Source organism: Kribbella pratensis (assembly GCF_004366075.1).
Classification (GTDB): Bacteria; Actinomycetota; Actinomycetes; order Propionibacteriales; family Kribbellaceae; genus Kribbella; species Kribbella pratensis.
This window is the reverse complement of sequence record NZ_SODU01000003.1, coordinates 1,383,346-1,396,451: the sequence shown is the minus strand read 5'-3', so window position 1 is coordinate 1,396,451 and position 13,106 is coordinate 1,383,346. Positions and strand designations below refer to the sequence as shown.

10 protein-coding genes are annotated in these 13,106 nt (G+C 66.7%); 7 read left to right on the top strand and 3 right to left on the bottom strand.

Features of this window, described 5'->3' with window-relative positions:
* Positions 1-17 precede the first annotated feature (17 nt).
* The 6 genes from EV137_RS30925 (at position 18) to EV137_RS40815 (ending at position 8,754) form a co-directional block, all read left to right on the top strand.
* Positions 18-1,670, top strand: coding sequence for an FAD-dependent oxidoreductase (locus tag EV137_RS30925; protein WP_202871204.1), 1,653 nt, complete (start codon positions 18-20; stop codon positions 1,668-1,670).
* Position 1,671: 1 nt separating this feature from the next.
* Positions 1,672-3,204, top strand: coding sequence for an FAD-dependent oxidoreductase (locus tag EV137_RS30920; RefSeq protein ID WP_166680056.1), 1,533 nt, complete (start codon positions 1,672-1,674; stop codon positions 3,202-3,204).
* A 10-nt stretch (positions 3,205-3,214) separates the two neighbouring features.
* Positions 3,215-4,819, top strand: a complete 1,605-nt coding sequence (locus tag EV137_RS30915; protein ID WP_134131716.1) for an extracellular solute-binding protein — start codon at positions 3,215-3,217, stop codon at positions 4,817-4,819.
* On the top strand, positions 4,816-5,778 hold the full coding sequence (locus EV137_RS30910; RefSeq protein WP_238175654.1) for an ABC transporter permease: 963 nt from the start codon (positions 4,816-4,818) through the stop codon (positions 5,776-5,778). The genes EV137_RS30915 and EV137_RS30910 overlap by 4 nt, the downstream gene beginning before the upstream one ends.
* Positions 5,772-6,653: a carbohydrate ABC transporter permease gene (locus EV137_RS30905; protein WP_134007929.1), complete on the top strand. Its 882-nt coding sequence runs from the start codon at positions 5,772-5,774 to the stop codon at positions 6,651-6,653. Before EV137_RS30910 ends, EV137_RS30905 begins: the two co-directional genes overlap by 7 nt.
* Before the next feature lie 94 nt (positions 6,654-6,747).
* Positions 6,748-8,754, top strand: coding sequence for a putative phage tail protein (locus EV137_RS40815; RefSeq protein WP_166680055.1), 2,007 nt, complete (start codon positions 6,748-6,750; stop codon positions 8,752-8,754).
* Positions 8,755-8,770: 16 nt separating this feature from the next.
* On the opposite strand, the gene EV137_RS30895 is transcribed toward EV137_RS40815, so the two are convergent.
* Both EV137_RS30895 and EV137_RS30890 read right to left on the bottom strand, forming a co-directional pair.
* Positions 8,771-9,595, bottom strand: a complete 825-nt coding sequence (locus EV137_RS30895) for a carbohydrate ABC transporter permease (protein WP_134131715.1) — start codon at positions 9,593-9,595, stop codon at positions 8,771-8,773.
* Positions 9,585-10,529 carry a carbohydrate ABC transporter permease gene (locus EV137_RS30890; protein WP_134131714.1) on the bottom strand — a complete coding sequence of 315 codons (945 nt, stop codon included), beginning with the start codon at positions 10,527-10,529 and terminating at the stop codon, positions 9,585-9,587. The genes EV137_RS30895 and EV137_RS30890 overlap by 11 nt, the downstream gene beginning before the upstream one ends.
* A 76-nt stretch (positions 10,530-10,605) precedes the next feature.
* On the opposite strand from EV137_RS30890, the gene EV137_RS30885 reads away from it, so the two are divergent.
* Positions 10,606-11,802, top strand: coding sequence for an RNA-guided endonuclease InsQ/TnpB family protein (locus EV137_RS30885; RefSeq protein WP_134131713.1), 1,197 nt, complete (start codon positions 10,606-10,608; stop codon positions 11,800-11,802).
* Positions 11,803-11,838: 36 nt separating this feature from the next.
* On the opposite strand, the gene EV137_RS30880 is transcribed toward EV137_RS30885, so the two are convergent.
* Entirely contained in the window at positions 11,839-13,092 is a 1,254-nt protein-coding gene (locus EV137_RS30880) for an ABC transporter substrate-binding protein (RefSeq protein ID WP_134131712.1), read from the bottom strand.
* Positions 13,093-13,106 lie beyond the last annotated feature (14 nt).

Sequence of the window (13,106 nt, the reverse complement as noted above, 5' to 3'; positions counted from 1 at the left end):
CAGATATGAGGATGGTCGTGACCGATCGAGAACTGAGCGCCGGACTGCTGGTGGTGGGCGGTGGCCTGGGTGGTGTGGCCGCGGCCCTGACCGCCGCCAAGCTCGGGTGCCAGGTGCTGCTGACCGAAGAGACCGACTGGCTGGGTGGACAGCTGACCGCCCAGGCGGTGCCGTCCGACGAGCACCCGTGGATCGAGAGCCCGCACATCTCGTCCGGGTACCGCGAGCTGCGGACCCGGATCCGGGACTACTACCGGCGCAACTACCCGCTGACCGCCGAGGCGCTCGCGGAGCCCGCACTCAACCCAGGTCTCGGCAACGTCAGCCGGCTCTGTCACGAGCCCCGCGTCGCGGTCGCCGTGATCGACGAGCTGCTGGCGCCGTACGTCTCCGCCGGCCGGATCACCGTGCTCTACAACCACGTGCCGACGGCTGCGACGACCGATGGAGACCACGTCACGTCCGTCACGCTGCACGGTCCGGGCGGATACGTCACCGTGACCGCGCCGCTGGTCGTCGACGCGACCGAGCTCGGCGACCTGCTCGAACTCGCCGGCGTCGAGCACGTGATCGGCGCGGAGGCGCAGAGCGAGACCGGTGAACAGTACGCCGCGGAGGTCGCGGACCCGCTCGACCAGCAGGCGATCACCTGGTGCTTCCCGCTCGAGTACCGTCCGGGCGAGGATCACACGATCGAGCGGCCGGCGTCGTACGACCACTGGAAGACGCATGTGGATCCGTTCTGGCCGGGGCCACAGCTGTCCTGGGTGAAGATCGACATCAAGACGATGGGCGGCCGCGAGAATCGGATCTTCGAGGTCGACATGGACGTCCCGCACGCTGCCGACCTCTGGCACTTCCGCCGGATCCGCGCGCGCAGCCAGTTCGACCGGTCGCTGATCGACACCGACATCTCGCTGGTCAACTGGCCGAACGTCGACTACTGGGAGGCGGCGCTGGTCGGTCCGGGCACCGACAAGGACCGCGCTCTGCAGCGTTGCCGCGAGCTGTCCCTGTCGTACCTGCACTGGATGCAGACCGAGGCACCCCGCCATGACGGCGGCACCGGCTACCCGGGCCTCAAGCTCCGCGCGGATCTCACCGGTACGGCGGACGGCCTCGCGAAGTCGGCGTACATCCGGGAATCCCGGCGGATCAAGGCGCGGTTCACGGTGCTCGAGCAGCACGTCGCTGTCGCCGATCGCGGTCCCGAGGCCGGTGCGGAGTTCTTCCCCGACGGTGTCGGCGTGGGGCATTACAACATCGACCTGCATCCGAGCACCGCCGGGATCAACTACGTCAACCTCGAGGTGTATCCGTTCCAGATCCCGCTCGGCGCGCTGATCCCGCAACGGCTGCGGAACCTGCTGCCGGCGAACAAGAACATCGGCACCACGCACCTGACGAATGGTTGCTACCGGCTACATCCGGTCGAGTGGAGTATCGGCGAGGCCGTCGGCGCCCTGGCAGCGCAGTGCTTGACCAGCGGCACCGAACCGCACGCGGTCGCCGACTCCGCACAACTGACCGAGGATCTGCAACGGGTGCTGACCGGAACACTGAAAGTGCCGGTCAAATGGCCTGACGGCATCGCTCGCACGCGTCCGTCCCAGGCCGCCAACCCGACGCCGGTGCATGCGGCGCCGCAACCTCGCGCAAAGGCCAGCTGACATGACGGACGCACAGGAATACGACGTCATCATCTACGGCGCGACACTCGCCGGGATCATGGCCGCGCTGCGCCTGCGGGGCAGGGGCTATCGCAGCCTGGTGCTCGAGCCGACCGGCCACGTCGGCGGCATCGTCGCCGGCGGTCTGGTGAAGAGCGATACCCCGAACACGCTTTCCGCCCTGGCCGGCTGGACGCAGAGCCGCTTCTTCGGCGGCATAGCGGCCGAGTACGGCAGTGACGACCGGGCCGACGGCCCGCGGTACCGCTTCGAGCCGAAGGTCGCCGAGCGCGTCGCGCAGGGGCTCCTCGACGATGCCGAGGCCGACGTACTGGTCAACGAACGTATCCACGGGCCTGCCGATGTCGAGGTTCGTGGCGACCGGATCCAGGGCGTTCGCACCAGCCACGGCTGGCGGCGGGCGCGGGCGTTCGTGGACGCGTCGTACGAAGGAGACCTCCTGGCAGCCGCGGGCGTCCCGTACGCCGTCGGTCGAGAGCCGGCCGGCCGGTACGACGAACCACTCGGTGGGTTCCTGCCCGACCGGGCGTACCGTCGGCGGGCGTTCCGGCCGAACACGTTCTACCCGGTGAAGCCGGTGCCGACGGAGGCACCCGGGGACGGCGACGCGAAGGTGCAGGCGTACAACTTTCGCGGCGTACTGGACAAGGGGCCGGACCGGATCCCGTTCGAGAAGCCGGACGACTACGACCCGAAGCTCTACACGTACCTCGGCCAGCTCCTCGAGCAGCGCGGGGTCACCGGGCTCTCGTCGATCGTCACGCACACGGCGCTGCTGCCGAACGACAAGTACCAGACCAACCAGGCGCTGTTCATCGGGTTCGACCTTCCGGGCGCGTCGTGGGACTACCCGGACGGCTCGTGGCAGCGGCGCGACGAGGTGATCGCCGAGCACGTCCGCTGGCATCGCGGAATGCTGTACTGGCTGGCGAACGATCCGTCACTTCCGGAAAGTTTCCGAAAGGATGCCGGAACGTTCGGACTGCCTCCGGACGAGTTTTCCGACAGCCCTTACGGACAAGGGTTTCCGCACGCGCTCTACATCCGCGAGGCGCGCCGGATGATCGGGCAGACCGTGCTCACGCAGCACGACCTGCGGCGACCGGGCAACACCAAGGAAACCGCAGTCTGCTGCTGGAACTACGGCATCGACTGCCACATCGTCCAGTACTACGCCGAAGGCGACGACACGATCGTCGGCGAGGGAACCGTTACCGGGACCGAGAAGAACGGTCCGGTCGACCTCTACCAACTGCCGGCCGAGGTGCTGTTCCCGGCCCGCGGCGGGATCGGCAACCTCGTCGTACCGCTCTGCTTCTCGGCCAGCCATGTCGGCTACCTGTCGGCCCGGATGGAGCCGAACTACGGAATGCTCGGCGAGGCCGCGGGGGAGCTGCTGGCTCAATCGCTGCGGACCGGCCAGGCCGTCCAGGACTACGACTACCCGGCGCTCGCCGCCGCCCTCACCGAGCACGGCAGCATCCTCTCGCTGCCCGAGCTGCACCAGAACTAGGAGAGTGCTCATGCAGTCGAACAGGCGGGACTTCCTCAAACTGACCGGTGGCGTTTCGTTGCTCGCGGCGACCTCCGGCACGGTGCTGGCGGGCTGTGGCGGGTCCGACGGATCGGGCACCGCGGCGAAGGCGGCCGCGAAGGCGACACCACCCGAGTACCTGCCCTACACGTCGGTGAAGCCGGACCTGCCGGGCACGGCCGACGGCGTGATGCCGGGCTTCTTCAAGTATCCGCGTCAGTTGGTCGACGGGTACAAGGACAAGCCGGGTGCGGGCGCGGGTGACGTCAAGATCCTCACCAACATGTTCAACCCGGCGCCACCCGGGGCCGGCAGCAACACGTACTGGAAGGCGCTGAACGACCGGGTCGGCGCGAACCTCGACATCACGATGACGCCCGCCGCGGACTACGTGAGCAAGCTGTCGACCGTGATCGCCGGCGGCGACCTGCCGGACATCCTGATGATCGCGTCGAAGTTCCCCAACCGCGGCGAGATGCTCACCAAGCTCTGCGCGGACCTGACCTCGCACCTGTCCGGATCGGCGGTCAAGGACTACTCGTTCCTGGCCAACCTGCCGACCGACTCCTGGTTGCCGACGATGTACAAGGGCGGGATCCACGCGATCCCGATCGCGCGGTCGGTGATCGGGACGATCATGTTCAGCCGGGTGGATCTCATCAAGGCCCGGTCGCTGAACCCGGAGCCGGCCAGCTACGCGGACTTCGTCGAGACCGCGAAGGGCCTGACCGACGCGAAGGCGAACAAGTGGGCGTTCGGTGCGTCGAAGGGCGTGACCACGTTCATCGGCAACATGCTCGGTGTACCGAACGTCTGGAAGCAGGACGGCGGAAAGTTCGTTTCCGAGCTGGAGGTTCCGGAGCGGAAGGAAGCAGTCGCCCGGACCGCCGAGTTGGTGAAGGCCGGCGTTTTCCACCCGGATGCCCTGGGCGGGAAACTCCAGCTCCGCGACCTGTTCGGCAACGGCACGATCGCGCTGAACGCGGACGGGTACGCCGCCTGGGACCTGATGGCCGACACGTACGGCGTCGACGTCGGCGGAATGCCTGTTCCGGGGTACGACGGTGCTCAAAAAGGTAAGCCCGTGCAACGCGAAGGCGCCGCGATCTTCGCGCTGACCGCGTTCAAGAAGGCCGGCGACGACCGCGTCAGGCAACTGCTCCGGATCTGCGACTGGCTGGCCGCGCCGCTCGGCACCAGCGAGTACATGTTCCGCCGGTTCGGTCTCGAGGGCATCCACTACACCTGGAAGGGCGACAAGCCGGAGCGCACGTCGGCGGGCAAGACCCAGGTGAGCCTGCCGCTCGAGTACGTCGCGGACGCGCCCCACGTCCTCGGGCCGTCCAACGAGCAGCGGGCCCGTACCCAACGCGCGTACCAGGAAAAGATCGTTCCGAACCTGCTCGCGAACCCCTGCGCCGGACTGTACTCGGCCACCTCGATCAGCAAGGCCGACGAGCTCGACAAGCTGATCAACGCCGCCGAGCTGGACATCATTTCTGGCCGGAAACCGATCAGCAGCTGGGACGACGCCGTCGCGAACTGGAAGAAGCGCGGCGGCGACAAGATCCGCGACGAGTACTCCAACCAGTGACTCTCGTGCTGCAACGGAGATTGGTTGCGCGGAGCAACCAGAAGACCTTGACCGGGTGGCAGCGGTTCCGGCGGGACCGGTTCCTGCTGCTGATCGGGTTGCCGGGCGTCCTGCTGCTGGTCCTGTTCCACTATGTGCCGCTGCTCGGGAACGTGATCGCGTTCAAGGACTACGCGCCGTACCTGGGGATCACCGAGGCGCCCTGGGTCGGCCTGGACAACTTCCGGGTGATCGTCGACGGCGACCCGGACTTCGTCAACGCGCTGGTCAACACGCTGGTGATCTCGTGCGTGCAACTGCTGCTGGTGTTCCCGGTGCCGATCGCGCTCGCGCTGCTGCTCAACTCGTTGCTCAGTGAGCGCCTGAAGCGGGTCGCTCAGTCGATCCTGTACCTACCGCATTTCATGTCCTGGGTGATCGTCGTCGCCATCTTCCAGCACATGCTCGGCAACGCCGGCCTTTACAACACCTGGGCCCGCGCGCACGACCTGCCGCTGCTGAAGATCATCGGTAATCCCGATCTGTTCATCCCGCTGATCACCTCGCAGGTGATCTGGAAGGACGCCGGCTGGAGCACGATCATCTTCCTGGCCGCGATGTCCCGCGTCGACACGCAGCTCTACGAATCGGTCGCCGTCGACGGCGGCGGGCGTTGGCGGCAGCTCTGGCACGTGACGCTGCCGGCGATCCGTCCGGTGATCGTCCTGCTGCTGATCCTCCGCCTCGGCGACGTGCTCTCGGTCGGGTTCGAGCAGATCTTCCTGCAGCAGGGACCGGTCGGGCTGGACGCGTCCGAAGTCCTGGACACCTACGTCTACAACCACGGCATCGTCGGCGGCAACTGGGGTGTGGCCGCCGCGGTCGGCCTGGTCAAGGGGCTGATCGGCACGATCCTCGTGCTGGGCGCCAACAAGGTCGCCCATCTGTTCGGTGAGCGCGGGGTGTACTCGAAATGGTGAACCTGATCAGCGGTACGGCGCCGCCGAGCACACCGGTCCGCGGGCTGAAAGGCGTCGTACTGATCGTCGCCTGCGCGCTCGTACTCGTACCGTTCCTCGCCGTCCTCTCGACCTCGCTCGCCGACCAGCAGCAGATCACCAGTTCCGGCGGGTACGTGCTGTTTCCGCACGATCCCTCGTTCGCGGCGTACGAAGCGATCTTCCGCGGCGGTGTCGTCACCCGGGCGACGATCGTTTCCGTCCTGCTCACCGTGGTCGGGTCGGGGCTGTCGATCGTGGTCGTCGTCTCGATCGCCTACTCGCTGTCCCGGCCCGGATCGTGGGGACAGCGGCCGCTGCTGTTCATCGTCTTGTTCACGCTTCTCTTCAGCGCCGGAATCATCCCGAACTACCTGCTGATCAAGGAGCTCGGGCTGATCGACTCCTACTGGGCACTGATCCTGCCGGGGCTGACCAGTGCGTTCCAGATCATCATCGTCCGCGCGTTCTTCCTCGACGTACCGGCCGAGATCATCGACGCGGCCCGGATCGACGGCGCCAACGAGCTGCAGATCCTCACCAGGGTGATGCTGCCGCTGTCGAAGGCGGTGGTCGCCGTGGTCGGCCTGTTCAGCGCGGTCGGCTACTGGAACGCGTACTTCAACGCGATCCTCTACATCAACTCACCCGAGAAATGGCCGCTGCAGCTGGTCCTGCGGACCTATGTCGTCGACAACACCCAGGTCGGCGGCGATCTGCCCGGCGAGGTGATGCCGCCGCAGCAGTCGTTGCAGATGGCAATCCTCGTCGTCTCCCTCGTTCCGATCTGCCTGGTCTACCCGTTCCTGCAGAAGCACTTCGCGAAGGGCGTTGTGCTGGGGGCGGTGAAGGGCTGAGTCCCACCTTCCGTCCGAGAAAGGTTCCGCCATGCCTTCCGACGAATTACAACCCCCTGCCCGACTGAGTCGCCGTACCCTGTCCGTTCTCGGGGTGACCGGCCTCGCAACCGCCGTCGCCGCCCAGCCGGCTCACGCCGCCGACAAGAAGTCTGCCCTGGCCGCGGCGACCGGCGTGGCGAGCACCGTCGCAGACCTCCGAGCCACGCCCGGTACGTCGGACGGCGAACAACTTCTCCTGCTCGGCTACACAGCACCTGGTCTCGGCGGAGGTGTCGTCTACTGGGACGCCGCCGCGACCGACCCCGACGACGGGGGCATGATCTTCGCCGTCACAGGTACGGCGACCGGCCGCTGGAAACGCCCGCGCACCAACGAGCTCGACCTGTCCTGGTACGGCGTGACCGGCGCCGGTACGACGGACGACTCGGGTCGACTGCAGAACGCCGTGAACGCGCTGCCTGCCGGTGGAACGATCACGATGGGCCCGGGCACGATCCGGCTCGAGCACACGGTCACCGTCAAACGTGTGCCGGTCGTGTTCCAGGGCGCCGGTGCGAGCGACGAGTTCACCTCCGGCACGCAGATCGTGCTCGCCACTGGGACCGCCGACGGGTTCGTGCTGTCCGGTGTGCACGGGGGCGGTTTCCGTGACCTGCAGATGCACGGCGAGAGCCTGACCGGCGGCGCAATGATCCGGACCCAGCAGGAAAACGGTCTCGGAAACTACCTGATCTCGTTTTCCGACTGCCGCTTCATGGACGGCTACAACGGCGTCATCCTGCGCAGTGCCAACACCGTCCGTTTCCGCAACTGTGTCTGGAACGGCTTCTCCGGGCAGCAGGTGATCCTGCTGAACGGTCAGAACAACATCTCCCGCGCCGATCCGGTCGAGTTCGTCCAGTGCGCGATCGCCGCCGGTACCGCGAACCCCGGTGTCGACAACGTGGTGATCGACGGACAGGGCGGATCGATCAAGTTCATCGCGACCGCGATCCTGTTCGGTCACCACGGCATCTGGATGCGGAACACCACGTCCGAGGGCCTGCCGAAGTTCCTGTACTTCGAGGGCGGCGGCTTCGAGAACGGTCACGGCGTACCGGTGTTGCTGGAGGCGGGTGCTCAGGCGCAGTTCATCAACACCTACATCTCGGCCGACAACGCCGAGGACGCGGTTCGGATCGGCGTGGGGTTCACCGGCACGGCGACGTTCGCGAACTCGGTGATCCGCGGCTGCGGCCGGCACGGGATCGACATCGCGTCGACCCGGATCACGGTCACCGGATGCCTGATCGGGAACAACGGGCGGATGGCGCACCCGTCGTTCGCCCAGCAGATCACCGGTGTGGCGTCGAGCGCGGCCGGTGTCCGGATCACGACGGCCGCACCGCACACCTGGGAGACCGACGACCGGGTCACGCTGCAGGACGTCGGCGGCGCGACGGGGCTGAACGCGGCCTGGCCGATCGCCGTCGTCAGTGCGACATCGTTCGACCTGGTCGGCGCGACCCTGACGCAGGCCTGGACCTCGGGCGGAATCGTGTTCCGGAACGGTTCCGGAATCAATCTGCGATCGACCGCGAACCGGATCGTGCTCACCGGGAACGCGATCGGCGGCCTCGCGGACGGGGTGAACCGGCAGGAGTACGGGATCGTCAACCGCAGTACCGACGTACTTGCTGCCAGCAACGAGCTCACCGGTAACAACGCCGGCCCGTACCTCGCCTACGCGGCCGCCCGGTTCACCGGCAACAAGGGCGTCGAGCAGACCGACGGATGGCTCACCCTCCGGCTCCCGGGCACGGTGACCGACGGCCTGTACGACTTCAGCGACCTCCTGTACGTCGACGGCCGTCCGATCCGTGTCACCCGAGTAGCCCGCGCACTCAGCACCGGCTCCTGCCAACTCCGCCTCGAAGCCGGCAACTCCCCAGCCGGCACCGCCGCCATCGACGCCACCTCGACAACCCAGTCCACCAAACTCGCCACTCCCATCGCCATCGACGGCACCAACGCACCGGTCCGCATCCAACTCCGGGTGTCCAACGCAACCTCGGCCACCGGCCTCACCGCCCAGTTCGGCTACGAGATCCAGGCGTGACCTGCGGAGGCCTCGCTCAGCCCTTCAAACCGGTCTGGGCGAGGCCTTCGACGAATTGGCGTTGGGCCAGGATGAAGATGATGAGGACGGGGAGGGCGGAGAGCGTTGCGGCGGCGAGTTGGGTGTTCCACATGGGGCCGCCGTACGCGTCGACGTACTGGGTGAGGGCCTGGGGCACGGTGAACTTCTGCTTCGAGGAGAGGAACACGATCGGCTCGAGGTAGAGGTTCCAGCTGTGCAGGAAGGTGAAGATCGACACCGCACCGATCGCCGGCCGCGCCAGCGGAAGGCACACGCGCCAGAAGAGGCCGAAGCGGCCCAGCCCGTCGACCCTCCCGGCTTCCTCGAGCTCGGTGGGCAGCGTGATGAAGAACTGCCGCATGATGAACGTCGCCAGCACGCTCGGCGCACCGAGCATCGGGATCAGGATCAGCGGCCAATGCGTGTCCACCAGCCCGAACGCGTCGAACATCCGGTACAGCGGGATGATCGTGACCTCGTTCGGCACCAGCAGCCCGCTGAGTACGACGACGAACACAACCCCGGCACCGCGGAACTTGACCCGCGCGAACGCATACCCGGCCAGCGCCGACACCGCCAGCGTCCCGATGGTGACGACCAAAGCGATGTACAGGCTGTTCAGGTACTGCCGGCCGAACGGCTGCAACTCGAACACCTGGCGATAGGCGTCCAACGTCGGCGATCCCGGCAGCAACGACGGCGGGAACGCGAAGATCTCGGCCACCGGCTTCAGCGACGTCGTCGCCATCCACCAGATCGGGAACACGAACGGCACACAGCACACCAGCAGTACGCCGTACATCAGCAGCTTAAGCCTCATGGAACACCCACCTACGACGCATCCGCCACTGGACGACAGTCAGCACCAGGACGATGAAGAACAGCAGCAGCGACAGCGCCGAGCCGTACCCGAAGTGATGGAACTGGAACGCCTGCTGGTACAGGTAATAGACGAGCACGGTCGTCGACGTCTCAGGTCCGCCTTGGGTCAGTACGGCGATCTGCGCGAAGACCTGCAGCGACCCGACGATGGTCAGGATCATCGTCAGCAGGATCGTCGGACTGATGAGTGGCACGGTCACCCGACGGAACCGGGCCCACGCCGACGCGCCGTCGATCCGGGCCGCCTCGTAGAGCTCGGCCGGAACGCCTTGTAGCGCGGCCAGGAACAGCACCATGTTGAGGCCGGCGTTCTTGAACAGCTGGACCACGATCACCGACGCCATCGCCGTACCGCCGGATCGCAGCCAGTTCGGCCCGTCGATCCCGAGCACGTTCAGGAACCCGTTCACGCCGCCGTTGTCCTGCAGTAAGAACCCCCACACGATCGTCCAGGCGACGAGCGTCACCACGACCGGCGAGAAGAACAGTGTCCGGAAAACCACTGTGCCGCGGAGCTTCTGGTTCAGCAGCACGGCGAGGAACAGCGCCAGGCTGAGATTCAGCACCACCAGCCCGAACGAGAACAGACCTGTTGCCCTGAGCACCGGGCCGAGTCGTTGGTCGTCGGCCAGCGCCGCGTAGTTGTCGCCGCCGACGAACTCGAACGTCCCGCCCAGCACGTTCCACTCGTGCACGCTGTACCAGACCACGAGCCCGAGCGGAACGATGACGAAGGCAACAATCCCGGCAAGCTGCGGAAGCACCATCAGCCATCCGGCCAAGGTGTCCCGCCGCCGCATCGTCCAGTACGGCGGCGCCTTGTCTGCATTCGCCGGCGCTCCAGCTGATAGCTCTTTGAGCAATAGAGTCATTGGACTAGGCGCGGCAGACCGCGGCTGCCTCCCTTCGGATCTCAGACTGTCGGTGCTTGCTGCTTAGGTGTGAGGCATGTCCAGGTTCCGGATATATCCGACCCCCGCGCAGCACGCCGCGCTCTTGCACCACTGCGCGCATGCCCGGCACATCTGGAACCTGGCCCTTGAGCAGTGGTCGATGTGGACCCGGGACAAGGGCCCGACGCCTGGGTACGTCGAACAGTCGCGGCAACTGACCGAAGCGCGAGCAGCGTTCGGCTGGCTGCGGGCTGGGTCGCAAACTGTTCAGCAGCAGGCGCTGCGCGACTTTGACCACGCGATCAGAAACTTCCACGCGGGGACGCATCGGAGGCCGACCTGGCGCAAGGCCGGCCTGCACGAGGGCTTCCGCATCGTCGGACCGCCGGCGACTCGGATCGTCAAGCTGAACCGAAAGTGGTCCCAGGTGCTCGTACCCAAGGTTGGTTGGGTGCGGTTCCGGCGTTCCCGCGCCGTACCCGATGCCAAGTCCTATCGCGTCACCAGAGACCGGGCGGGCCGCTGGCACATCGCCTTCGCTGTCATTCCGAAGCCGATCCCTGCCCCCGGCACCGGCGACGTTGTCGGCGTGGACCGTGGCATCGCGGTCTCGGCAGCGTTGAGTACCAGTGACCTTCTGGCTTGTCCCGGGTGGTCGAAGTGCGAGCAGGAACGGCTCAAGGATCTGCAGCGCCGACTGGCCCGGTGCCTGCGCGGCTCGAATCGCCGTCGGCGAGTGAAAGCTGCGCTCGCGAAGCTGCACGCCCGAGCCGCCGACCGTCGAAAGGACTGGGTGGAGAAGACCAGCACCGACCTTGCCCGCCGGTTCGACGTGATCCGTGTCGAGGAACTGCGCATCGCCTCGATGACCAGACGTCCCAAACCCAAACCTGATGCACAACGACCAGGCAGCTACCTGCCGAACCGGCGTCGCGCCAAGGCGGGACTCAACCGCGGCATCCTGACCAACGGCTGGGGCGACCTGGTCCGGCGATTGGAGGACAAAGCACCGGGACGGGTCGAGAAAGTCAACCCCGCGTACACGTCGCAGACTTGCAGCGTCTGTGGGCACTGCGCACCGGAGAACCGCGAGAACCAAACGGTCTTCAGGTGCGTCGTCTGCGGACACCGGGCGCATGCGGACGTGAACGCGGCAGTCAACATCGCGGCCGGACGGGCCGTCAGTGCACGCCGAGAGACGCCCGTACTGGTCTCGCCGAAGCGTGAACCTCAACTCGCTACCTCCGCGTAGTAGTTGGAATCCCCGGCCTGTCCAGCGGGGAGGACGTCAATTCGCCAGCAGGGGGTTGATTTTCGAGCAGACGCCGGACATCACCGTTTTCACGTCGGCGTCCGGCTTCCACAGCGGGTCGAGGGCGGCGCGGACGGTCTGCTGCAACTCGGCGTACCCGGTATGGCTGGTCTTGATGTCGCCGCGCCGGATGCCGTCGATGACGACACTCTGCAGCTGGGCCGGCTTGAGCAACGGGTTGGCCTTGGCGAGCGTCGCGGCGTTCAGTTGCGACTTGCGCGGCGGCGGGAAGAACTGCGCGAGCTTGGCCGAGTTCTCGGCGTTGCTGAAGTACGCCAGGAACTGCTTGGCCGCGTCGGCGTGCTTGCCGCGCTTGAAGACACCGATCCCGGCCTGACCGACGACGGAGTACTCGCCGGACGGGCCCTTGGGCAGCGGCACCAGGTCCCACTTGAACTTGGACTTCTCCAGCAGCGCCGCGCGGCTGATCTGCGTCAGGATCATCGCCGAGTCACCGGCGTAGAAGTCCTTCGTCACGCCCGGTCCCGGCATCCCCTTGTCGGTGAAGATCAGCTTGTGGATGAAGGTCATCGCGTCGACCATCTCGGGCTGGTCGAAGCCGCAGGTCTTCCCGTCCTCGCTCCACGGCCGCGCGCCCCAGCCGGACCAGATCGAGTTCAGCGTGTCCCAACCCTTGTAGTCGAAGTCGCCGACCACGAGCCCGCCCTTCCCCCGGGCCTGTACGGCGGAGGCGGTCTTGGCGGCCTCCTCCCAGGTCCAGGTCCCGGACGCGATCTGCTGGGCCGGAGCCGGCCGCCCCGCCGCTTTCACCAGGTCGGTGTTCACGAACACACCCAGCGGCGAGGTGGAGAACGGGTACGCGTAGAGCTTGCCGTCCTTCTCCCAGTTGGCCGTCGTGCTCGGCACGAGATCGGCGTCCTTGTCGATCGGCTCGAGCGCGCCCGAGCTGACGAAGTCCGGTGCGGTGCTCTCCAGGATCCACGCCAGGTCGGGCACGTTGCCGCCGCCGATCTGCGTGGTCAGCGTGGTCGTGTAACTGTCGAACGGGATCGACTCGAAGGTGATCTTGCCGATCTCGGGATGGTCCTTCTTGTAGTCGGCGGCGATCTGGTCGAACAACGCCAGATGCTTGGCGTTGGCGCTCCAGATCGTCATCCGCAGGTCCACCGGACCCGAGGAGCCGGAGCCGCCGTCGGACGAGCCGCCGCAGCCCGCGAGGGCCAGCAGAGCGGCGGCCACACCGGCCGCTGTCAGGGAACGGAGTTTCATCGGTCAGTCCTCCA

Bases quoted from the DNA above. Each gene is read 5' to 3' on its own strand.
- EV137_RS30905 (WP_134007929.1), top strand. From the start codon at position 5,772: ATGGTGAACCTGATCAGCGGTACGGCGCCGCCGAGCACACCGGTCCGC.
- EV137_RS30880 (WP_134131712.1), bottom strand. From the start codon at position 13,092: ATGAAACTCCGTTCCCTGACAGCGGCCGGTGTGGCCGCCGCTCTGCTG.
- EV137_RS30885 (WP_134131713.1), top strand. From the start codon at position 10,606: ATGTCCAGGTTCCGGATATATCCGACCCCCGCGCAGCACGCCGCGCTC.
- EV137_RS30895 (WP_134131715.1), bottom strand. From the start codon at position 9,595: ATGAGGCTTAAGCTGCTGATGTACGGCGTACTGCTGGTGTGCTGTGTG.
- EV137_RS30915 (WP_134131716.1), top strand. From the start codon at position 3,215: ATGCAGTCGAACAGGCGGGACTTCCTCAAACTGACCGGTGGCGTTTCG.
- EV137_RS30890 (WP_134131714.1), bottom strand. From the start codon at position 10,529: ATGACTCTATTGCTCAAAGAGCTATCAGCTGGAGCGCCGGCGAATGCA.
- EV137_RS30920 (WP_166680056.1), top strand. From the start codon at position 1,672: ATGACGGACGCACAGGAATACGACGTCATCATCTACGGCGCGACACTC.